This is a genomic window from Pseudomonas sp. LBUM1671 (genome assembly GCF_059695685.1).
The window spans coordinates 6,037,728-6,059,618 of the sequence record NZ_CP166782.1 but is presented as its reverse complement, the minus strand read 5'-3'; the positions used below and the strand labels follow the sequence as shown (position 1 = coordinate 6,059,618).

Here is a 21,891-nt window from a genome sequence, read left to right as displayed (position 1 = left end):
TGCTACTCGCGCCAGTTGCGAGCGAAGCTGGTAGACTCCGCCGCCATTATGATTCGACTTCAGAACCTGACTTTACAGCGTGGCCCTCAACGTCTGCTAGAAGACGCTGAGCTGACCCTGCACGCCGGCCACAAAGCCGGCCTCATCGGTGCCAACGGCGCCGGCAAATCGAGCCTGTTCGCCTTGATCCGGGGCGAACTGCACCCGGACTCGGGTGACTGCTTCCTGCCGGCCGACTGGCGCATCGCCCACATGCGCCAGGAAATCGAGACCCTCGAACGCCTGGCGGTCGACTACGTGCTCGATGGTGACCTGCGCCTGCGTGAGGTGCAACGCGACCTCGCCGCGGCTGAAGCCTCCCATGACGGCGCGGCTCAGGCCCGCCTGCACTCGGAACTCGACAGCGCCGACGGGTACACCGCCGACGCTCGTGCCCGCAAGCTGCTGGCCGGTCTTGGTTTTACTAACGAGCAGATGGATCGTCCGGTAGGAGATTTCTCTGGTGGCTGGAGGATGCGTCTGAACCTGGCGCAGGCTTTGATGTGCCCCTCGGACCTGTTGCTGCTCGACGAACCGACCAACCACTTGGACCTCGACGCCATCATCTGGCTCGAAGACTGGCTGAAAAGCTATCCGGGCACCTTGCTGCTGATTTCCCACGACCGGGACTTCCTCGACGCCGTGGTCGATCACGTCGCCCACGTTGACCAGCGCAAGATCACTCTGTACCGCGGTGGTTATAGCGCCTTCGAACGCGCCCGTGCCGAACGCCTGGCCCAGCAACAGCAGGCCTACGAGAAGCAGCAGGCGCAACGTGCGCACATGGAAAGCTACATCGCCCGTTTCAAGGCCCAGGCCACCAAGGCCCGTCAGGCCCAGAGCCGGATCAAGGCGCTGGAGCGGATGGAGGAACTGTCCGCCGCCCACGTCGATTCGCCGTTCGACTTCGTCTTCCGCGAATCGCAGAAAATCTCCAGCCCGTTGATTGATCTGTCGGATGCTCGCCTGGGTTATGGCGACAAAGCCGTGCTGGAGAAGGTCAAGCTGCAACTGACCCCCGGCGCACGGATCGGTTTGCTCGGCCCGAACGGCGCCGGTAAATCGACCCTGATCAAAAACCTCGCCGGTGAACTGTCGCCGCTGGCCGGTCGCCTGACCCGTGGCGAGAACACGGTCGTGGGCTACTTCGCCCAGCATCAGCTGGACTCTCTCGATTCCAAGGCCAGCCCGTTGCTGCATTTGCAGCGCCTGGCACCGACCGAACGCGAGCAGACCCTGCGTGATTTCCTTGGCGGTTTCGACTTCCGTGGCGCGCGCATCGATGAGCCGGTGCTGAATTTCTCCGGTGGCGAAAAGGCCCGCCTGGCCCTGGCATTGATTGCCTGGGACCGGCCGAACCTGTTGTTGCTCGACGAACCGACCAACCACCTGGACCTGGAAATGCGCCTCGCGCTGACCATGGCCCTGCAGGAATTCAGTGGCGCAGTGCTGGTGGTCTCCCACGATCGTCATTTGCTCAAAAGCACCACCGACAATTTCTATCTGGTGGCGGACGGCAAGGTCGAGGAGTTCGACGGCGACCTCGAAGACTATGCTCGTTGGCTGGTCGACTACCGTCAGCGCAACGCCCCGGTCAGCAACACCCCGGTCAACCCGGACAAGACCGACAAGAAGGCCCAGCGCCAGGCTGCTGCTGCGTTGCGTCAGCAACTGGCACCGCACAAGCGTGAGGCTGACAAGCTCGAAGCCGAGTTGGGCAAGCTGCACGAGAAACTGGCGAAGATCGATACCAGCCTCGGTGACAGCGACATTTACGAACCGGCGCGCAAGAACGATTTGCGTGATTTGCTGGCTGAACAGGCCAAGCTGAAGGTGCGTGAAGCCGAACTCGAAGAAGCCTGGATGGAAGCCCTGGAACTGCTCGAAAGCATGCAGGCGGAGCTGGAGGCGCTGTCCTGATGGAAACTTTCAAGCTGCCGGCGGGGTGGGGCGAGCCGATCTGGTTCGCCGCGCAAATCCTGCTGATTCTGTTGGCGGGTTATTTTGCTCAGCGTTTCGTCGCCAAATGCCTGACTCGCCTGGGTGAGCGCTACCCGTTTCCACCGCAGCTTTTGATGCCGCTGCGCGGCGGTTTGCGCTGGCTGATCATGGGCAGTGCGCTGATTTTCGTGCTGGAACGCCTCGGCGTCTCGGCCACTGTGCTTTGGACCGCGTTGTCCGGGTTTGTGGCGGTGGCGGCGGTGGCGTTCTTCGCCATGTGGAGCGTGCTCTCCAACCTGCTCTGCGCGATCCTGATCTTCACCGTCGGCCCGTTCCGCATCGGTGACGTCGTCGAACTGGTGGACACCACCGACAAGCCCGGCGTCAAAGGTCGGGTGGTGGCGATCAATCTGCTTTACACCACGCTGATTGAAGCGGAAGAACTAGGGACGGGTAGCGCCATGGTGCAAGTGCCCAACAGCCTGTTCTTCCAGCGCTCGGTTCGACGCTGGCGCGGCACGGATGTGTTTCCGTTGAGCGGGATCGAAAAGTAAGCCTTCTGTTGCCTGACCGTCCGCCTTCGCGAGCAAGCCCGCTCCCACAGTTGACCGCGTTTTTGTTTAGAGACTCGGTTTAATGTGGTAGCGGGCTTGCTCGCGAAGGGGCCCTAAAGTCATAAAACGCTGGTCGGCAGTCGCTCTGTCCGACAAAAAATCGGTAGTCATCCGCCCAAGGCCGCATTAGCTTAGATGTCTGTCACGAGTCTGAGTCGAGGTGTGCAATGGAGCTTCAAACATGGCTGGCGTTTTTTGCCGCCTGCTGGGTAATCAGCCTGTCTCCCGGTGCCGGCGCCATTGCGTCGATGTCCAGTGGTCTGCAATACGGTTTCTTGCGCGGTTACTGGAACGCCCTGGGCCTGCAATTGGGCCTGGCATTGCAGATCGCGATTGTTGGCGCCGGCGTGGGCGCGATTCTCACGGCATCGGCCACGGCTTTCTACGCGATCAAGTGGTTCGGCGTGGCGTATCTGGTTTATCTCGCGATCAAGCAATGGCGCGCACTGCCCAGCGACATGAGCGATGACGCGGCCGTGCGTCAGATTGGCAAGCCGCTGGCGTTGGTGTTCCGTGGATTCCTGGTCAACATCAGCAATCCCAAGGCGCTGGTGTTCATGCTGGCGGTGTTGCCGCAGTTTATTGATCCACACGCGCCGCTGCTGGCCCAATACTTGATCATTGGCGTGACCATGGTCTGTGTCGACCTGATCGTCATGGCCGGCTACACCGGGTTGGCGTCGAAGGTGCTGCGCCTGTTGCGCACGCCCAAGCAGCAAAAACGCATGAACCGCACGTTTGCCGGGCTGTTCATTGGTGCGGCTGCGTTTATGGCGACCCTGCGCAAAGTCGCGGTGTAAACCTCTCAAGGGAGACCCGATCCATTGTGGCGAGCGAGCTTGCTCGCGCTGGGCTGCGCAGCGGCCCCAATAGTGCGAGCGCTGCGCACTCGAGCAAAAGGAGCAAGCTCCCTCGCCACAGGGTGATCGGCTTCAGGCTTAGCGCAGGATGACCGGCGCAGTATCCGGCGGCAGGTCGTTGCGCGGCTGCGGTTGTCCTGACGGCACATAACTGCCATCCCCCAGCTGTTCGCTCAACTGACGCGCCACATCTTCGCCCAACGACCTCGACACGTCCCGCACCACCCGTGGCCGGTTCAGCGAGACGTGGATATCCCGATCATTCACCAGTTTGGTGTCCTGGGCTTCGCCCATGGCCGTGAACGCCGAGGTGATCTCGTAGGTCCTGGTGTTGATCAGGCTGAAATCCGCCACCAGGGTCAGTGCCAGCACCGCCGAATAGCTGTCGGTATTGGCCAGCTCATTCATGTCCTGGGTGAAGTCGATGTCCGACAGCGTGCCGAACAGCACGTAGTCGGCGCCTTTGAAGTGGCCAGCCTTGATGCGTTTGATCACGTCGTACACATCGCTTTTGGCGCTGGCGGTGTAGGGCGTGCCCTGGATCAGCTGGAACATGCCGGTCTTGAGCATCTGACCTTTGATGTCACCACTGAAGCGGCGGATTTCGGTCTGCTCCAGGTAGCTGTTCTGCGTGGTGTACTCGTCATAACTGGACGAGCCACTGGCGCCGTAATAATCCTGTTGATGATTGTCCCGGGCCGCGATCACGTGGACGTATTGATCCACGCTGGCCTCGTAGGCAAGGTCGGTGACAGCGATTTTCGGGGCCGCCTGTACGCCAACGGCGCAGGCCAGGGCCATGATGCCAATCCATGCACGCATTGCTTAGCGCTCCGTAGTCTTGCGGATTTCTTTCTCGTCCATCCACTCGGCCAGCCCGCTTTCGACATCAACCAACTGCAGGCTGAATTTGTAGAAGACGTCTTTGTAATCGTTGCTGCGCTTGACGATGGAACTGATCGAGCCTTCCAGGCGATAGCGCGCGGCGATCATGTTGCCGGTCTTGGCCGCCGTGCTCTTTTTGTACAGACCGCTCTGGTTTTGCAATTTCAGATGGTCGACCTGACTCTGCAGGTCCGTGTTGTCGCTGGCAAAGCGCGCGGTGCCGGAACGCATCAGCTGGGTTTTGATCGACGTGGTGATCTCCCGGGTATCGATGTATTCGCTGGTCTTGTTCATCACGTCGTACACCTGAACCACCGGGCGGCCTTTCAGGACGCCGGACTGGGCGAGGGAGCGGGTCATGCTTTCCGCGATCATTTGCAGGTCGGTCGAGCCGAATTCGTTGGTGATCAATTCCACGGCTTTCGGGTCGCCATAGCTGATATTGCCGCTGCCCAATACCGGCGAGCGATTGTCGGCGCAGCCACCGATCAGCAATACGGCCAGGGCAATGAACGAAACGCGTACAAACATGGGCAAGGTCTCAAGTGGGCGGTTCACGGCGTATTGATCTCCAGGCGGAAATCCACGGCTTGGGGCACGGGAGCGATGGCCGGCAGAAAACTCGTTTGCTCGGCGTAAAGGGTCAGGCTTTTCCAGGTGTCGGCTTCGGCCACCGGAAAACCTTCCGCCCCCAGCCAAAGATAGCGGTAATAGAGCGTTCGGTTGCGGGTATCCGTGTTGCTCAGCTGCGTGTTGACTGTCAAGAAACCGTTTTCCCTGGCCATGCGCATCGGGCCGATGGCCACGTTCTTGATCGGTCCGGTGGCCATGACTTTGCTCGCGGCACTGCCCGGTTCCGGCGGCGGTGGCGGGGTGGCGCAACCGGCCAACAGGGCCAGTGCGACAACGGCGAAGCATTTCAATCCCATGAAAATCTCCGTTCAGGGTTGGGCAGGGCTGATGGCAGCCTGCGGTGCGGGAAGGGTGTCGAGCTGCAGGGCGACATCGGCGGCGAACCGGCGGTCACCCACGGCGCGCAGGCTGAAGGCCTGGTGGGTCTGATCCACCTTGAACCTGACCGGTGCTGCGTCCGGTGCGTTGGGCAGCGTCAGTTGGTGCTGGCCTTTCTTGAGCCGCAGGCGGGCAATCAGCGTCTTGTCCGGCAACGTACGCCAGCCGCGGGTATCGGCGTCCTCGCGTTGCGTCTGCTGCAGGAGCGTTTCCTCAAGTTTCTCGGGTCTGTGCTTTTTCAGATAGGCCAGATACTCGACATTGGACCGGGCGCGATGGAGCGTGCGCTGGATGATGCCCGGCATGTCATCACGCAAGGTGCGCCGCGACATATCGCCAAAGCTGTTGAGCAACGTCAGTTTCTGTTTTTTGCCGTCCACCATGACGAAGTCCACCGGTGGCGTGGAGGTGTCGGGGACGAGGATCGGGAACGACATGTTGGTGATGTAGGTTTCACCTTCGACATCCACCGAAATCGGCACGCGCACCGAACTGCGCGCCGGCGCCAGGCCGGTTTGCACGATCAGCAGAACGTCGACCTCGCCAGCCTTCAGCGGGGATTTGGCCAGGTTGCGCAAGGCTTGTTCGAGCAGCGGCGTATTGGGGCGCAGTTCGATGGCCTGGCGATAGCCCGGTGCGGCGAGGTCTTTCTCGTTCAACGATTCATAAATGAATCCGGCGAGGTAATGGCTGAACGCACTCTGGTAGCTGTTCTTTAGCGCGATCACTTCGGGGGCGTCGAGGGTCGCTACCGGGTAGCCCTGAAGGTCCTGGAATTTCATCGCGGCCCCTTGTTCCTTCGCCTGGTTTTCCAGTTCCAGGTATTGCTTGTCACGCTTGTCGGCAATGGTGGCTTCGCGCTCGTGGGTTTTCTTGATCATGACGCGCGCCAGTTCCGTTTCGGAGCCGGAGAGCAGCATCAGGGCCATTTGCGTGGTCAGGGCAACTCTCTCGAAATCATAGCCATCGTATAACCGCACCTTGTCGTTGGCGCTGTAACTGTTGAACTCGGTGAATGTTTTGAAAGGGACGAACAGGGGCGAATTGTCCCACCCTTCGATCAACCGGTCGGCGTAGTCCCAATGTTGATAGCTGTCGGTGAGATTGCCGGTGAGGCGCAGCAATTCGCCTTTTTCGAAGTGGTAAAGCAAGTCGCCCGGGGGAATGGGATTGTTGTGGTCGAGTACGGCAACTGCACCGTCGAGCTGCCCGGCCTTGAAATACTCGAGTGTTTCGCCCAGCTCGGCGTTGTAGTCACGCATCGTGGGACAGCCGCTCAGTAGCAAACAGGCACTGAGTACAAAAATGAAGCGCAGGCGGGTGGCCATTTGCTGTGTGTCTTCCTTGAAAATAAGCCGCCATGAGGCGGCAATTTATAGACTTGGATGATGGCACTTTGTTCCTGTACTCCAGCGGCCGTCGCAGACAAAGCTTGAGTGAATCTCACTGGAAGTGAACAATGTGTTACTTCGTATTTCCAATTGAGATTCATTCATGACTGCCCCGTCCCGTTTCCTGGCCTGGCTGGTGTTGCCGCTGTTTGCCTTGTGCAGTTTCAATCTGCTGGCTTCCACCGTGGAAGGCGCGCCGCAAGCCCTGCATTTGCTCGATTACATCGGTGCGGATTACCCGCAGACGGTGCAAGCGGGCAAGGTCGTCGACGAGTCCGAATACCGCGAGCAACTGGAATTCATCAAGGTCTTGCAAGGCTTGATCGCCGCGATGCCGGCCAAACCTGAAAAAGCCGGGCTGGAGCAGGGCGTCAGCACGTTGCGCAATGCAATCGATGCCCGTCAGGACGGCGCGGATGTGGCCCGTCAGGCTCGACAACTCGGTGCGAAACTGGCCGTGACTTATGAAGTCAGTCAGGCGCCGATCATTACCCCGGACCCGACCCGTGGTGCGCCGTTGTACGCCCAGCATTGCTCGGTCTGCCATGGCGAAACGGGAGCTGGCGACGGCCCGGCGGGTGTCGGTCTGACGCCGCCGCCGGCCAACCTGCGTGATATGGCGCGCGTGGATCACCTGAGCCTCTATGCGATCTACAGCACCTTGGGCCTGGGCGTCGAAGGCACGGACATGCCGGCCTTCGCCGATCAGCTGGACGATCGTCAGCGTTGGGACCTGGCGACCTACATCGCCAGCTTCAGTGCCGACCCGGCCGCAGCCACATCCGAAAAAACCTACAACATCGCCGACCTCGCGCGTCAGACGCCGGCCGAAGTGCAGGCCGCCGACGGCCCGCAAGCCGCCGCGACGTTCCGTGCGCAACGTGCACAGCCGCCGCAGGTCAAGCGTGGCCCGGCGCAGTTGCTTGACTACACCGCTGCCACCCTGGACAAAAGCCTCTTGGCCTACCGTGCCGGCGATCACGATCAAGCCTATGACTTGTCGGTAGCGGCCTATCTGGAAGGCTTCGAACTGGTCGAGAGCTCGCTGGACAACGTTGACGCCAACGTGCGCAAAGACACCGAAAAATCCCTGATGGCTTACCGTCAGTCGTTGCAGGACGGTTTGCCGGTGGCCCAGGCTCAGGAGCGTCTGGACGCGGCCAAGGCCAAGTTGAAGGAGTCCGCCGGGCTGCTGGGCAGCGATGGCTTGAGCTGGTCCTTGAGCTACATCTCCGGATTGCTGATTCTGCTGCGCGAAGGCCTGGAAGCGATTCTGGTGCTGGCGGCGATTCTGGCGTTCCTGCGTAACACCGGCCAGCAGTCGGCGGTGCGTAGCGTCAACGTCGGTTGGGGGCTGGCGCTGTTGGCCGGTCTGGCAACCTGGGCGTTGGCTGCGTACGTGATTGATGTCAGCGGTTCGCAACGTGAATTGCTGGAAGGCGCGACGGCGTTGTTCGCCGCCGTGATGGTGCTTTGGCTCGGCGTGTGGATGCACGACCGTCGCCATGCGGCGGCGTGGCAGGATTACATCAAGAGCAGCCTGGTGGGCGGCGGGGGACGCTTCGGCTTTGCGACGCTGGCGTTTTTCTCGGTGTATCGCGAGCTGTTTGAAGTGATTCTGTTCTACGAGACACTATGGCTGCAGGCAGGTCCTGCGGGGCATAACGCGGTGTTGGCCGGTGGTGCGACGGCGCTGGTGCTGCTGATCGGGCTGGCGTGGGTGATCCTGCGCGGCTCACAGAAACTGCCACTGTCGTTGTTCTTCAGCATCAACGCCGGTCTACTGTGCGCGTTGTCGGTGGTGTTCGCCGGGCATGGTGTGAAGGCGTTGCAGGAAGCCGGGATCTTCGGCACACGGCCGGTGCCGTTCTTTGACTTCGACTGGCTGGGGATTCACGCGGATGCGTATTCGCTGAGTGCTCAGGCGGTGGCGATCATTGCGATTATCGTGCTGTATGGCCGTAGCTGGATGGCGGAGAAGCGGCGGGTGCAGGTTTCTTAAAAGGCATTCGCTTCGCTCATAATCGCGAGCAGGCTCGCTCCCACAGGATGGCGTATAACCTGTGGGAGCGGGCTGGCTCGCGATTTTTTTTGGAAGAGGTAAAAACAATGCGTGTCTGGATCGATGCCGACGCTTGCCCACGGGCGGCCAAGGATCTGGTGGTGAAGTTCGCCCTCAAGCGCCAGTACGAAGTGGTGCTGGTGGCGGGACAGCCGCAGATCAAACCGGGGCTGGCCCTGGTGAAGCTGATCGTGGTGCCCAGCGGTCCGGATGCCGCCGATGATTACCTGGTGGAGCACGCGGTGCCGGGTGAACTGGTGATTTGCAGCGATGTGCCGCTGGCCGACCGGCTGGTGAAAAAGGGCGTTGCCGCGCTGGATCCACGGGGCAAGGAGTTCGATGCGCAGAATATGGGCGATCGGCTGGCGGTGCGTAACCTGTTCACCGATCTGCGTGAACAGGGCCAGATGAGCGGCGGGCCGGCGCCGTTTGGTGAGCGCGAGAAGCAAGCGTTCGCCAATGCGCTGGACCGGATACTCACGCGGCTGACCCGCAAGGCCTGAGCCTTACCCAAATCAAGTGTGGGAGCGGGCTTGCTCGCGAATGCGGTGTATCAGTCGACATCAATGCTGAATGACACACCGCATTCGCGAGCAAACCCGCTCCCACATTAGTTCGTGTTACACATCATTTTCGTGGGTCAGTTCGAGCACGCGGTCGACCAGTTTGTTGATACCCGATGCGGCCTCACTGATGCTCTGCGCCAGCATGTAAGCCGGGGTGCATACCAGTTTGCGCGCCTTGTCTTCGACGATGTCGCTCACCGCGCATTCCTGGTGGGTGGCGCCCATCTTGTTCATGGCGGCAGCGGTATCGGCGTCGTTGCCGATGGTGCAGGTCACGCCCGGGCCATAGATTTTCGCCGCCAGCGCTGGCGAAATGCAGATCAACCCCACCGGCTTGCCCGCTTCGGCAAACGCTTCGGTCAGCGCCAGTACGTCCGGTTGAACGGTGCAGCCAGCGCCTTCGATAGCGAAGTTCGACAAGTTCTTGGCCGCGCCGAAACCACCGGGCACGATCAGCGCGTCGAAGTCTTCGACGCTAGCCTCACGAATATCCTTGATGTCGCCCCGGGCGATCCGCGCCGATTCCACCAGCACATTGCGCGACTCGGGCATTTCGTCGCCGGTCAGGTGATTGATCACATGCAATTGCGAGATATTGGGGGCAAAGCACTGCACCTCGGCGCCGCGCTGGTCCAGGCGCAGCAAGGTAATCACACTTTCGTGGATCTCGGCGCCGTCGTACACGCCACAGCCGGAAAGGATCACTGCAATTTTTTTGCTCATGGGTTTTTCTCCAGATTCATGGCGTTAAATGTCCACTAATTTGTCACTCGTTGCCATAGGGTTAATTCGCGGCTACACCTAGCATCTGTCCTCAAGATTCCGATCAGGGCGCGTCAATGGACTTCATTCTGTATGCGGTGCCGTTTTTCTTTGTGCTGATTGCCGTCGAGCTGCTGGCGGACCGTTGGCGCGGGGTGAGCAATTATCGGGTGGCGGACGCGATCAACAGCATCAGCACCGGGGTGTTGTCGACCACCACCGGGCTGTTGACCAAAGGCGTCGGCCTGGTCACCTACGCCTTTGCCCTCAAGCATCTGGCGCTGTTCGAACTGTCGGCCGACAGCGTCTGGGTCTGGGTGTTTGCCTTCGTCCTCTATGACTTCTGCTACTACTGGCTGCACCGCATGGGCCACGAGCGCAACATCCTCTGGGCCGCGCATTCGGTGCACCACCAGAGCGAGGACTACAACCTCTCCACGGCCCTGCGTCAGACCAGTACCGGCTTCCTGTTGAGCTGGATTTTCTACCTGCCGATGGCGGTGCTCGGCGTGCCGCTGCTGGTGTTCATCAGCGTCGCCGCGCTGAACCTGCTGTATCAATTCTGGGTGCATACCCGGCACATTCCCAAGCTCGGCTGGTTCGAGTGGTTCTTCGTCACACCGTCCAATCATCGGGCTCACCATGCACAGAACGCTCTCTACATGGATCGCAACTACGGCGGGGTGTTCATTATTTGGGACCGTCTATTCGGCTCGTTCCAGGAAGAAGACGACAACGAGCCGGTGATTTTCGGCGTGACCACGCCGCTGGCGAGCTGGAATCCGTTGTGGGCGAACGTGCAGTTTTACGCGCAGCTCTGGGATGACGCGCGGCGGGCGGAAAGCAAATGGGACAAGCTGCGGATCTGGTTCATGCGCACCGGTTGGCGGCCGGCGGATGTGGCGGCCAAGTACCCGATGAACAAACCGGACCTGAGCCAGTTCCGCAAATTCGAGGTGCCGCTGGACGGGCGTCAGCAGCTGTATGTGGCGCTGCAGTTCTGCGTCTACATTGCGCTGGGCAGCTACTTGATGAACCTTGAGCCGCGTTTGCCGACCGCCGCACTGGTGTTGGGCTGGGGCGCGGTGGCATTGGGCTTGTTTACGCTGGGCATGGCCCTGGAGAATCGCCCGCAGGCATTGAAGCTGGAGCTGTTGCGGCTGGCATCGAATGTGCCGCTGGTGTGGCTGGCGCCGGTGGTCGGGCTGTGGCCGGCCAGCGCGGTGGGCTGGATCGGCCTGCTCAGCTACAGCCTGCTCAGCGGCATCGGTCTCTACTGTTGCAGGGACCGCTTCACTCGATTGGCGTCTTAGTCTCGGCAGCCTTGGCCAGCTCGGCTTGCTCGTCGGCGTAGATCTTCTTCGCCAGGCGAGCATTCTTGAAGCGCCGACGCAGCCACAGACCCAGGCCCAGTACCAGCAGGGCGCCGAGCACCCATAGCTCGTACTTCTTGACGCTGCCCAGCATGCCCTCGAGCACCGCGCCGAAGTGATACGCCGCAGCGGCCAGTGCAGCCGCCCAGATCGCCGCACCAATCCCGTTCAGCAGCAAATAACGTCCCGGCGGATAGCCCGACAGGCCGATCGCCACCGGCATGACCGTGCGCAATCCATAGACAAAACGGAAACTCAGCACCCAGATGTCCGGGTGTTTGCGGATATGTTCCAGCGCCCGGTCACCCATCATTTGCCAGCGTGGTTTGCGCGCGAGCAATTTGCGGCCGTGCTTGCGCCCGAGGAAATACCACAGCTGATCGCCGGCATAACTGCCGCAGAACGCCACGATCGTGACGATCTTGATGTCCATGTATCCGCGGAACGCGAGGAAGCCTGCGAGCACCAGAATGGTTTCGCCTTCGAAGAACGTGCCGAGAAAAAGGGCGAAGTAGCCGAATTCCTGAAGAAATTGTTGGAGCATTGTCTGGATGCTGGCGAAATGAACGCGCAGCCTACGCCTTCGTGCACATTCATGAAAGTGTCCAAATGTGTCTCGACGTGAACAATTCCTACAAGGACAATGGAATGCGGCTACGTGACGCAGGGATGCACATAACTGTCATACGTTGGTCATAATGGCCGCTTATAACTGTCACGCTCGCCCCCAGCGCGGGCTCAGGAGTCTGCCGTGAGCTTTACCCCCGCCAACCGTTTGTTTCCTGCAACCCGCCTGCGTCGCAATCGCCGTGATGATTTTTCGCGTCGACTGGTCCGTGAAAACGTTCTGACCGTCGATGACCTGATCCTGCCGGTGTTCGTGCTGGACGGTGAAAACCGTCGCGAAGCGGTGGCGTCGATGCCGGGCGTGGAGCGCCTGACCATCGATCTGTTGCTTGAAGAAGCGGCCAAATGGGTCGAGTTGGGGATTCCAGCGCTGGCGCTGTTCCCGGTAACGCCGCCGGAGCTCAAGTCCCTGGACGCCGCCGAAGCCTGGAACCCGAACGGCATTGCCCAGCGCGCCACCCGCGCACTGCGTGCGCAGTTCCCGGAACTGGGGGTGATCACAGACGTGGCGCTCGACCCGTTTACCACCCACGGTCAGGATGGCATCCTCGATGAAGAAGGCTACGTGCAGAACGACATTACTGTCGACGCACTGGTCAAGCAGGCCCTGTCCCACGCCGAGGCCGGCGCTCAGGTGGTGGCCCCGTCGGACATGATGGACGGTCGCATCCAGGCCATCCGCGAAGCCCTGGAACTGGCCGATCACGTCAACGTGCGGATCATGGCCTACTCGGCCAAGTACGCGAGCGCCTATTACGGCCCGTTCCGCGACGCGGTGGGTTCGGCGCTGAACCTGGGCAAGGCTAACAAGGCCTCCTACCAGATGGACCCGGCCAACAGCAACGAAGCCCTGCACGAAGTGGCGGCGGACTTGTCAGAAGGCGCGGACATGGTCATGGTCAAGCCGGGCATGCCGTATCTGGACATCCTTTACCGGGTCAAAGAAGAATTTAAAGTGCCGACCTTTGTGTATCAGGTCAGCGGTGAATACGCCATGCACATGGCGGCCATCCAGAATGGCTGGTTGAGTGAAGGGGTGATCCTTGAATCCCTGACCGCTTTTAAACGTGCAGGTGCTGATGGCATCCTGACTTACTTTGCCGTGCGTGCCGCTCAATTGTTACGAGAGCAGAAATAGCCCTCCCAGGAACATTCCATGAATACCGAAGGACTCACTGAAGTTGCCGTAAAAGAAGCTCAACCGGTGGTCGAGCAAATCGCCGAGACCCCGCCGGAGCTGGAGCCCGCTCCGCCCGCGGCGGTCACCGAACCCGTGACCGCGGCGCCGGCGATTGCCATTCCCGGCCTGGATGACAGCAGCCTGTATATCCATCGCGAGCTATCGCAACTGCAGTTCAACATCCGCGTGCTGGAACAGGCGCTGGATGAGTCCTACCCGTTGCTGGAGCGGCTGAAGTTTCTGCTGATCTTCTCCAGCAACCTGGACGAGTTCTTCGAGATTCGCGTGGCCGGCCTGAAAAAGCAGATCACCTTCGCCCGTGAACAAGCCGGCGCCGATGGCCTGCAACCGCACCAGGCCCTGGCCCGCATCAGCGAACTGGTACACGGTCACGTCGACCGCCAGTACGCGATCCTCAACGACATTCTGTTGCCGGAGCTGGAAAAACATCAGGTCCGCTTCATCCGTCGGCGTCACTGGACCACCAAGATCAAAACCTGGGTGCGCCGCTATTTCCGCGACGAGATCGCGCCGATCATCACCCCGATCGGCCTCGACCCGACGCACCCGTTCCCGTTGCTGGTGAACAAGAGCCTGAACTTCATCGTCGAACTCGAAGGCATCGACGCCTTCGGTCGCGATTCCGGTCTGGCGATTATCCCGGCGCCACGCCTTTTGCCGCGTGTCATCAAGTTGCCGGAAGAAGTGGGCGGCGCGGGCGACAACTATGTGTTCCTGTCGTCGATGATCCATGCGCACGCCGATGACTTGTTCCAGGGCATGAAGGTCAAGGGCTGCTACCAGTTCCGCCTGACCCGGAACGCCGACCTCGCGGTCGATACCGAAGACGTGGAAGACCTGGCCCGCGCGTTGCGCGGCGAGTTGTTCTCCCGTCGCTACGGTGACGCGGTGCGGCTGGAAGTCGCCGACACGTGCCCGAAACACCTGTCCGACTACTTGCTCAAGCAGTTCAACCTGCACGAGACCGAGCTGTATCAGGTCAACGGCCCGGTCAACCTGACTCGCCTGTTCAGCATTACCGGCCTGGACAGTCAGCGCGCCCTGCAATACATGCCGTTCACCCCGCAGATCCCGAAACTGCTGCAGAACAGCGAGAACATCTTCAGCGTGATCAGCAAGCAGGACATCCTGCTGCTGCACCCGTTCGAGTCGTTTACCCCGGTCGTCGACCTGCTGCGCCAGGCCGCGAAGGATCCACATGTCTTGGCGGTCCGCCAGACGTTGTACCGCTCCGGCGCGAACTCGGAAATCGTTGATGCGCTGGTGGATGCCGCGCGTAACGGCAAAGAGGTCACCGCGGTAATCGAGTTGCGCGCGCGGTTCGATGAAGAGTCCAACCTGCAACTGGCCAGCCGTCTGCAAGCGGCCGGTGCGGTGGTGATTTACGGCGTGGTCGGCTTCAAGACCCACGCCAAGATGATGCTGATTCTGCGTCGTGAAGCTGGCGAGATCGTGCGTTATGCGCATTTGGGCACGGGCAACTACCACGCGGCCAACGCCCGCCTGTACACCGACTACAGCTTGCTGACCTCGGACGACGCCTTGTGCGAAGACGTCGGCAAACTGTTCAGCCAACTGATCGGCATGGGTAAAACCCTGCGCATGAAGAAGCTGCTGCACGCGCCGTTCACGTTGAAGAAGGGCATGCTCGACATGATTGCCCGCGAAACCCAGTTCGCCCTCGACGGCAAGCCGGCGCACATCATCGCCAAATTCAACTCGCTGACCGATCCGAAGATCATCCGCGCGCTGTACAAGGCCAGCCAGTCTGGCGTGCGCATCGATCTGGTGGTGCGCGGTATGTGCTGCCTGCGGCCGGGCATCGCCGGGGTCTCGCACAATATTCACGTGCGCTCGATCATCGGTCGCTTCCTGGAACACACCCGGGTCTTCTACTTCCTCAATGGCGGCGAAGAGCAGATGTTCCTCTCCAGCGCCGACTGGATGGAGCGCAACCTCGACAAGCGCGTCGAGACTTGCTTCCCGGTGGAAGGCAAGAAGCTGATCATGCGGGTCAAGAAAGAGCTGGAACTGTATCTCACCGATAACACTCACAGCTGGAGCCTGCAGGCGGACGGTCGCTACATCCGCAATACGCCAACCGGCAACCAGAACCCGCGTAGCGCGCAGGCGACCTTGTTGGAGCGGTTGGGCAGTCCGATCCTGACTGTTCGATAACGCACAAGTCGGGTAATTAAAAATGGCGATCCCTGCGGATCGCCATTTTTGTTTTGGCTATATATCTGTGGCGAGGGAGCTCTGTGGCGAGGGGATTTATCCCCGTTGGGCTGCAAAGCAGCCCCAAAAACTGGCATCGAGGTGTATCAGGCAGATCGTATGCACTGATTTACGACTGCTTCGCAGCCGAACGGGGATAAATCCCCTCACCACAGAAACCCCTCACCACAAAGTTGGGTTTAGCGCACGTTCAGGGTGAAGCTGACCCGGGTCAGCCATTCCGCCTCAAGGGCGAAGTCGGCCTGGGTCAGTTGGTTTTCATCCAGCCAGTTTTCCGGGAACAACACATCGAGGCTGTCGCGCCTGGCGTGCAAGACGACCTGCGGCATTTCCTGGGTGCCGCGGATGTGATGGAACAGAATCGCAAAGCGCAGCAGCACGCACAGGCGAATCAGCTTGATGCCGTCATCGCCAAAATCGGCAAACCGGTCCTTGGGAATATTGCGCCGGTGACCACGCACCAGTAGCGCGAGCATCAGTTGGTCTTCGCGGGAGAACCCGGCGAGGTCCGAGTGCTCGATCAGGTAGGCGCCGTGCTTGTGGTACTGATAGTGGGCGATGTCCAGGCCCACTTCATGGACCTTGGCGGCCCAGCCGAGCAGTTCGCGCCAGACGCCGTCGTCCAGGTCCCAATCCTTGGCCACTTGATCAAAAGCATGCAGGGCTTTGCGTTCGACCCGCGCCGCTTGTTCCAGATCGACGTGATAACGCTCCATCAGCGAGCTGAGGGTGCGTTCACGGACGTCTTCATGGTGATGACGGCCCAGCAGGTCATAGAGCACACCTTCGCGCAGGGCGCCTTCGCAGTGGTCCATGCGTTGCAGTTCGAGGGCGTCGAAGATCGCTTCGAGAATCGCCAGGCCGGCAGGAAAGATTGCGCGGCGGTCAGGCTTGATGCCTTCGAAGTCGATTTTCTCGACATCGCCCAGCTTCATCAGTTTGCGCTTGAGCCAGGCCAGGCCTTCGGCATTGACCTCGCCTGTGCCATGACCGCCGGCCTTCAGCGCCAGGCCGATGGCGCGGATGGTGCCCGAGGAGCCGATGGCTTCATCCCAGGTCAGGCGGTGCAGGGCGTGTTCGATGCTCATGATCTCCAGCCGCGCTGCGGTGTAAGCCTGGGCGTAGCGGGCCGGGGTGATCTTGCCGTCCTTGAAGTAGCGCTGGGTGTAGCTGACGCAGCCCATTTGCAGGCTTTCGCGCAGCAGCGGTTCGAAGCGCTGGCCGATGATGAATTCGGTACTGCCGCCGCCGATGTCGGCCACCAGGCGTTTGCCGGGGGTGTCGGCGAGGGTGTGGGACACGCCGAGGTAGATCAGGCGCGCTTCTTCACGGCCGGAGATGACTTCCACCGGGTGACCGAGGATTTCTTCGGCGCGACGGATGAATTCATTGCGGTTGCGGGCTTCACGCAGGGCGTTGGTGCCGACGATCCGTACGGCGCCGGATGGCATACCGTTGATCAGTTGGGCAAAACGCTTCAGGCAATCGAGCCCGCGCTGCATGGATTCTTCGTTGAGCTGGCGCTCATCGTCGATGCCGGCGGCCAGCTGCACCTTCTCCCCGAGACGTTCGAGAATACGGATTTCGCCGTTCTGGGCCTTGGCCACGACCATGTGAAAGCTGTTGGAGCCCAGGTCGATTGCGGCGATCAAGGACAGATTCTTGGCTTGGGATTGCGGCATGGTCATGGGGTCTCGGTCGATAACCTCGACATCGTGCCACGATCAAACGCTGACGCCAACGCGCAGCGTTCAAAGCCTTGATCCAGCGCAGTTCCAGACACTGACCGCTGCGCGGTCAATCGCTAGCAGGCTAGCTCCCACATTGGAACGCGTACCCCTGTGGGAGCTAGCCTGCTAGCGATGAGGGCATTTAAGACGCTGAGGTTCTTTCAGGCTGTCGCTTCTACCGTCCCGATGAAATTCGCCAACTCCGCCGTCTGCGGATTCGCAAACAAAATCTTCGGATCCCCCACCTCATGCACCTTGCCCTGGTGCATGAACACCAACTTATCCCCAACCTCCCGGGCAAAGCGCATTTCATGGGTGACCATGATCAGCGTCATCCCTTCTTTGGCCAGCTGCCGAACCACGCTCAGCACCTCATTGACCAGTTCCGGGTCCAGCGCCGAGGTGATCTCGTCGCACAACAAGACTTTGGGTGACATCGCCAACGCCCGGGCAATCGCCACCCGCTGCTGCTGTCCGCCCGACAGCCGATCCGGAAAGGCATCAAACTTCTCGCCCAGCCCGACCCGTTCCAGCATCTCCCGCGCCAGTTCGACCGCTTTGGCCTTCGGCACTTTCTGCACCACTTGCGGTGCGAGCATCACGTTCTCGCCCACGGTCAGGTGCGGGAACAGGTTGAACTGCTGGAACACCATCCCGACTTTCTGCCGCAGGCTGCGCAAGTCGGCGCGGGCGGCGTCGAGGTATTCGCCGTCGACTTCGATCACGCCATCGTTGATCGACTCCAGGCCATTGAGCGTGCGCAGCAAGGTGGATTTGCCCGAACCGCTGCGGCCGATGATTGCCACTACCTGGCCTTCCTCGACGCTCAGGTCGATGCCTTTGAGCACATGGTGGTCGCCGTAATATTTATGCAGGGCGGAAATTCTAAGCAGAGGCATGCAGTCTCCTTTCCAGGTAGCGCGCACTGAGGGACAAGGGGTAGCAGAGCAGGAAGTAACCGAGGGCCACGAGGCCGTAGACCATGAAGGGTTCGAAGGTCGCGTTGGCGAGCATGCCGCCGGTCTTGGTCAGTTCGGTGAAGCCGATGATCGAGGTCACGGCGGTGCCTTTGACTACTTGCACCGAGAAGCCCACGGTTGGCGCCACGGCGATGCGCAGCGCTTGCGGCAGGATCACGTAACGCAGTTGCTCCAGCGGATTGAGCGCCAGGCTCGACGAGGCTTCCCACTGGCCGTTGGGAATTGAATCGACGCAGCCGCGCCAGATCTCCGCCAGATAGGCGCTGGTGAACAGCGTCAGGGCCAGTGCCGCGGCCATCCACGGCGAAATCTCCACGCCGGCCAGCGCCACGCCGAAGAACACCAGAAACAGCTGCATCAACAGCGGCGTACCCTGGAACAACTCGATGTAGGTGCGGGCAATGTTGCGCGGCAGGGGCTTTTTCGAGATGCGCATGACCATGATCAGCAAGCCGATCAGTCCGCCGCCGATAAACGCCACCATCGACAACGCCAGGGTCCATTGCAGGCCGGTGAGCAGGTTGCGTACGACGTCCCAGAAGGTGAAATCGCTCATTGGCTGCTCCTCGAAATGTAGCGACGGCCGATCCAGTTCAGCAACTGGCGGATCAGCAGCGCCATGCACAGGTACAGCAGCGTGGTCAGGGCATAGGTTTCAAAGGCGCGGAAGTTGCGCGATTGAATGAAGTTGGCGGCAAAGCTCAATTCCTCAGTGGCGATCTGTGAACAGACCGCCGAGCCGAGCATGACGATGATGATCTGGCTGCTCAGCGCTGGCCAAACCTTGCCCAGTGCCGGCAGCAAGATCACGTGGCGGAACGCTTCGAATCGGCTCATCGCCAACGCAGCAGCGGCTTCCAGCTGTCCCCGGGGGATCGCCTGGATGCCGGCGCGGATGATCTCGGTCGAATAGGCGCCGAGGTTGATCACCATCGCCAGCACCGCCGCCTGCCATTCGGAAATCTGTACGCCCAGTGATGGCAAACCGAAGAAGATGAAAAACAGCTGCACCAGGAACGGCGTGTTGCGGATCAACTCGACGTAAACCGCGAAGATCGCCGAGAACGGGCGAATGTTCCACGCCCGCACCAGCGCCCCGACAATGCCCAGGCCCACCCCGAGCACCGCACCGATGGCGGTCAGCTCAAGGGTGAACAACGCGCCGCGCAGCAGCAGGTCAGTGTTTTGCACAACCGGCAGGAAGTCGAACTGATAGGCCATATCAAGTCTCCCGGGCGACGATCAGAGATCGGCCGGCAGCGGCTCTTTGAGCCAGGTCTGTGAGTTCTTTTCCAGCGCGCCGTCGGTCTTGGCGGTGGCGAGGATCTGATTGACCTTGCCCAGCAGCGCCGGCTCGTTCTTGTTCACGCCGACATAGACGGGCGAGTCCTTGAGCTTCACTTTCAGCGCAGGCACGCGTTTTGGATTTTTCTCGCTGATGGCCACCATCACCACGTTGCCACTGGCGATCAGGTCGACTTGCCCGGCGAGGTACGCGGCGATGGTCGAGTTGTTGTCTTCGAAGCGCTTGATCGTCACGCCCTCTGGAGCGACTTTGGTCAGCTCGATGTCTTCGATGGCGCCCCGGGTGACGCTGACGGTTTTGCCCTTGAGGTCGTCCAGGCCTTTGATGTCAGCATCAGGCGGGCCGAACACGGCGAGGTAGAACGGCGCATAGGCGCTGGAGAAGTCGATGACTTTCTCGCGCTCGGGGTTCTTGCCCAGGCTGGAGATCACCAGGTCGACCTTGCCGGTGGTCAGGAACGGGATGCGGTTGGTGCTGTTGACCGGCGTTAGCTCAAGCTTGACCTTGAGTTGGTCGGCCAGCAGTTTGGCGGTGTCGATATCGAGGCCGCGAGGTTTCATGTCCGGGCCGACCGAACCGAACGGTGGAAAGTCCTGAGGCACGGCCACTTTGAGGACGCCGCGTTTGACCACATCCTCCAGGCCGTCGGCGTGAGCGGGCGCCTGGCTCAGCATCAGGCTGGCAAACAGGGCAGTGAGAAGGGCGCTGTAACGCAGGGTCATGGCGAATCTCCGGATCGGCGAGGAATGAATGCTGCGGATCGACAGAGCACGGGCCATGCCAAGAAGCGGTTTTGGGTGGCGCAGGCCACGGTTTTGCTGGACTCGTTCGGTCTTACTGGTCTGAACAGTGGCGGGGCGTTTCGCACCCTCATGGCGCACCCGTGAAAGGTGCCGAACCCCCATGGGGCACGACTTGCCGAGGGCAGCGAATAGCTTTACAACTAGCCGCTCATTGTCCTGGTTCATCTGAAAAACCATGAATTCGATTTCCCGAGCCGTGCCTGAAGTGGCGCTGCAAGCCATCCGAAAACTGATCGCCGAGCAGGGTTTCGCGCCGGGCGATGCCTTGCCTTCGCAACGGGATCTGGCGGTGCAACTGGGGGTCAGTCGGGCATCGCTGCGTGAGGCGCTGTCGTCGTTGAGTGCGCTGGGCGTGATCAGTATCCAGCCGGGCAAGGGCGTGTTCGTGCAGTCGCCGGTCGATTTGCCGCGGGGCGATGGGGCGCTGAGCTGGCCATTCGCGGCCCAGGCATCGCCGTTGGATATTTTCCAGTTGCGCTATGCCCTGGAAGGTTTTGCCGCCGGTTTGGCTGCGGTGACCCTGAGCACGCACGAGCTCGATACGCTGGAAGACAACGTGGCCGCCATGCGCAATGAATTGAAGGCCGGCGACTTCGAAGCGGCGGCGCGACTGGATTTCGATTTTCACCGACGCATCCTGCTGGCCAGCGGCAATCAGGCGATGCTGAGCATCCTCACCGCCAGCGCCGACATCTTTCTGGAGAGCCAGAAGCTACCGTTCATCCGGGCCGAACGCGCCATGGAAACCTGGCAGGAACACCGCAAAATCCTCCGCGCGCTGGCCCGGCGCTCGTCCGGCGCGGCGCAGAAAGCCATGCAGGAGCATGTACGCAATGCTGCCTTACGCACTGGAATTGCCTTCGTCGCTCCCGCCACTCCGTGACTTGAGCTATACCCAAAGTCATGCGGCACCATAGCGAGACTCAATCAACTGCACCTTCCTGAACGGGGGAAGGGCGGCTATGATGGGCCACGTTTTTTTATTGCTTACAACCCGGAGACATCCATGAGCAGCGATCTTATCAAGCACGTCACCGACGCTAACTTCGAAGAAGAAGTACTGAAGGCTGCTGGCCCTGTGCTTGTTGACTACTGGGCTGAGTGGTGCGGCCCTTGCAAAATGATCGCCCCGGTTTTGGACGAGATCGCTGGCACCTACGCTGGCAAGTTGACCGTTGCCAAGCTGAACATCGACGAGAACCAGGAAACCCCGGCCAAGCATGGCGTGCGTGGTATTCCGACTCTGATGCTGTTCAAGAACGGCAACGTTGAAGCGACCAAGGTCGGCGCACTGTCGAAGTCGCAACTGGCTGCCTTCCTCGACGCCAACATCTAAGCGTTGTTATAAAGCGTCATGAAAAGGCCCCGCATAATGCGGGGCCTTTTCGTTATTGAGGGCTAGACGCTCCGAAACTCAGGTGGTACATTCGGCCCCGCACTGGTTTCTCCACTGCCCCCTGCTAGCCGTCGCCGACGCACTCCTTTTCGAATAAGTACGCGAT

The 21,891-nt window shown here is 60.6% G+C and carries 21 protein-coding genes; 10 read left to right on the top strand and 11 right to left on the bottom strand.

Annotation, left to right across the window (positions count from 1 at the left end; all coding sequences use genetic code 11):
* Positions 1-48 precede the first annotated feature (48 nt).
* The 3 genes from ACA060_RS28060 (at position 49) to rhtB (ending at position 3,394) form a co-directional block, all read left to right on the top strand.
* Positions 49-1,959 carry an ATP-binding cassette domain-containing protein gene (locus tag ACA060_RS28060; protein WP_109635802.1) on the top strand — a complete coding sequence of 637 codons (1,911 nt, stop codon included), beginning with the start codon at positions 49-51 and terminating at the stop codon, positions 1,957-1,959.
* Positions 1,959-2,534, top strand: a complete 576-nt coding sequence (locus tag ACA060_RS28055; protein WP_497314425.1) for a mechanosensitive ion channel domain-containing protein — start codon at positions 1,959-1,961, stop codon at positions 2,532-2,534. The genes ACA060_RS28060 and ACA060_RS28055 overlap by 1 nt, the downstream gene beginning before the upstream one ends.
* 227 nt (positions 2,535-2,761) lie before the next feature.
* A complete protein-coding gene (rhtB, locus tag ACA060_RS28050) occupies positions 2,762-3,394 on the top strand; it encodes a homoserine/homoserine lactone efflux protein (protein WP_497314423.1) in 633 nt (210 codons plus the stop codon).
* 138 nt (positions 3,395-3,532) lie between these two features.
* Here rhtB and ACA060_RS28045 read toward each other — a convergent pair whose 3' ends face one another.
* The 4 genes from ACA060_RS28045 to ACA060_RS28030 are packed head-to-tail and all read right to left on the bottom strand — an operon-like array spanning position 3,533 to position 6,678.
* Positions 3,533-4,276: a penicillin-binding protein activator LpoB gene (locus ACA060_RS28045; RefSeq protein WP_497314421.1), complete on the bottom strand. Its 744-nt coding sequence runs from the start codon at positions 4,274-4,276 to the stop codon at positions 3,533-3,535.
* A 3-nt stretch (positions 4,277-4,279) separates the two neighbouring features.
* Positions 4,280-4,870, bottom strand: a complete 591-nt coding sequence (gene lpoB, locus ACA060_RS28040; protein ID WP_200668684.1) for a penicillin-binding protein activator LpoB — start codon at positions 4,868-4,870, stop codon at positions 4,280-4,282.
* A 23-nt stretch (positions 4,871-4,893) separates the two neighbouring features.
* On the bottom strand, positions 4,894-5,268 hold the full coding sequence (locus ACA060_RS28035) for a YcfL family putative periplasmic lipoprotein (protein ID WP_497314419.1): 375 nt from the start codon (positions 5,266-5,268) through the stop codon (positions 4,894-4,896).
* 12 nt (positions 5,269-5,280) lie between these two features.
* Positions 5,281-6,678: a COG3014 family protein gene (locus ACA060_RS28030; RefSeq protein WP_497314417.1), complete on the bottom strand. Its 1,398-nt coding sequence runs from the start codon at positions 6,676-6,678 to the stop codon at positions 5,281-5,283.
* A gap of 166 nt (positions 6,679-6,844) precedes the next feature.
* Between ACA060_RS28030 and ACA060_RS28025 the strand changes: the two genes are divergently transcribed.
* Together ACA060_RS28025 and ACA060_RS28020 are read left to right on the top strand one after the other, a co-directional pair.
* Positions 6,845-8,743 carry an FTR1 family protein gene (locus ACA060_RS28025; protein ID WP_497314415.1) on the top strand — a complete coding sequence of 633 codons (1,899 nt, stop codon included), beginning with the start codon at positions 6,845-6,847 and terminating at the stop codon, positions 8,741-8,743.
* Positions 8,744-8,850: 107 nt separating this feature from the next.
* On the top strand, positions 8,851-9,306 hold the full coding sequence (locus ACA060_RS28020) for a YaiI/YqxD family protein (RefSeq protein WP_497314413.1): 456 nt from the start codon (positions 8,851-8,853) through the stop codon (positions 9,304-9,306).
* Positions 9,307-9,423: 117 nt separating this feature from the next.
* Here ACA060_RS28020 and elbB read toward each other — a convergent pair whose 3' ends face one another.
* Positions 9,424-10,092 (bottom strand): isoprenoid biosynthesis glyoxalase ElbB, encoded by a 669-nt coding sequence (gene elbB / locus ACA060_RS28015; RefSeq protein ID WP_109635787.1) that lies wholly within the window; start codon positions 10,090-10,092, stop codon positions 9,424-9,426.
* 116 nt (positions 10,093-10,208) lie between these two features.
* Here elbB and ACA060_RS28010 point away from each other — a divergent pair, with 116 nt between their 5' ends.
* The gene (locus tag ACA060_RS28010) at positions 10,209-11,444 is read left to right on the top strand and encodes a sterol desaturase family protein (RefSeq protein WP_109635786.1); all 1,236 of its coding nucleotides are present in this window, start codon (positions 10,209-10,211) and stop codon (positions 11,442-11,444) included.
* On the opposite strand, the gene ACA060_RS28005 is transcribed toward ACA060_RS28010, so the two are convergent.
* Entirely contained in the window at positions 11,425-12,048 is a 624-nt protein-coding gene (locus ACA060_RS28005; RefSeq protein WP_109635785.1) for a DedA family protein, read from the bottom strand. The two genes, ACA060_RS28010 and ACA060_RS28005, sit on opposite strands and share 20 nt — an antisense overlap.
* Positions 12,049-12,255: 207 nt before the next feature.
* Between ACA060_RS28005 and hemB the strand changes: the two genes are divergently transcribed.
* Both hemB and ppk1 read left to right on the top strand, forming a co-directional pair.
* Positions 12,256-13,269, top strand: coding sequence for a porphobilinogen synthase (gene hemB, locus ACA060_RS28000; protein WP_008150323.1), 1,014 nt, complete (start codon positions 12,256-12,258; stop codon positions 13,267-13,269).
* Between the two features lie 18 nt (positions 13,270-13,287).
* Entirely contained in the window at positions 13,288-15,510 is a 2,223-nt protein-coding gene (gene ppk1 / locus ACA060_RS27995) for a polyphosphate kinase 1 (RefSeq protein ID WP_109635781.1), read from the top strand.
* Positions 15,511-15,749: 239 nt separating this feature from the next.
* Here ppk1 and ppx read toward each other — a convergent pair whose 3' ends face one another.
* The 5 genes from ppx to ACA060_RS27970 form a co-directional block, all read right to left on the bottom strand.
* The gene (ppx, locus tag ACA060_RS27990; RefSeq protein WP_497318369.1) at positions 15,750-17,252 is read right to left on the bottom strand and encodes an exopolyphosphatase; all 1,503 of its coding nucleotides are present in this window, start codon (positions 17,250-17,252) and stop codon (positions 15,750-15,752) included.
* Between the two features lie 209 nt (positions 17,253-17,461).
* On the bottom strand, positions 17,462-18,199 hold the full coding sequence (locus ACA060_RS27985) for an amino acid ABC transporter ATP-binding protein (RefSeq protein ID WP_497314410.1): 738 nt from the start codon (positions 18,197-18,199) through the stop codon (positions 17,462-17,464).
* Positions 18,186-18,836, bottom strand: a complete 651-nt coding sequence (locus tag ACA060_RS27980; protein ID WP_497314408.1) for an amino acid ABC transporter permease — start codon at positions 18,834-18,836, stop codon at positions 18,186-18,188. Before ACA060_RS27980 ends, ACA060_RS27985 begins: the two co-directional genes overlap by 14 nt.
* Positions 18,833-19,501, bottom strand: a complete 669-nt coding sequence (locus ACA060_RS27975; RefSeq protein WP_109635776.1) for an amino acid ABC transporter permease — start codon at positions 19,499-19,501, stop codon at positions 18,833-18,835. The genes ACA060_RS27980 and ACA060_RS27975 overlap by 4 nt, the downstream gene beginning before the upstream one ends.
* 21 nt (positions 19,502-19,522) lie before the next feature.
* A complete protein-coding gene (locus ACA060_RS27970; RefSeq protein ID WP_109635774.1) occupies positions 19,523-20,308 on the bottom strand; it encodes a transporter substrate-binding domain-containing protein in 786 nt (261 codons plus the stop codon).
* 256 nt (positions 20,309-20,564) lie between these two features.
* Between ACA060_RS27970 and ACA060_RS27965 the strand changes: the two genes are divergently transcribed.
* Together ACA060_RS27965 and trxA are read left to right on the top strand one after the other, a co-directional pair.
* Entirely contained in the window at positions 20,565-21,272 is a 708-nt protein-coding gene (locus ACA060_RS27965) for a FadR/GntR family transcriptional regulator (protein ID WP_497314406.1), read from the top strand.
* 123 nt (positions 21,273-21,395) lie between these two features.
* Positions 21,396-21,725: a thioredoxin TrxA gene (gene trxA, locus ACA060_RS27960; protein ID WP_007899382.1), complete on the top strand. Its 330-nt coding sequence runs from the start codon at positions 21,396-21,398 to the stop codon at positions 21,723-21,725.
* The last annotated feature ends 166 nt before the right edge of the window (positions 21,726-21,891 follow it).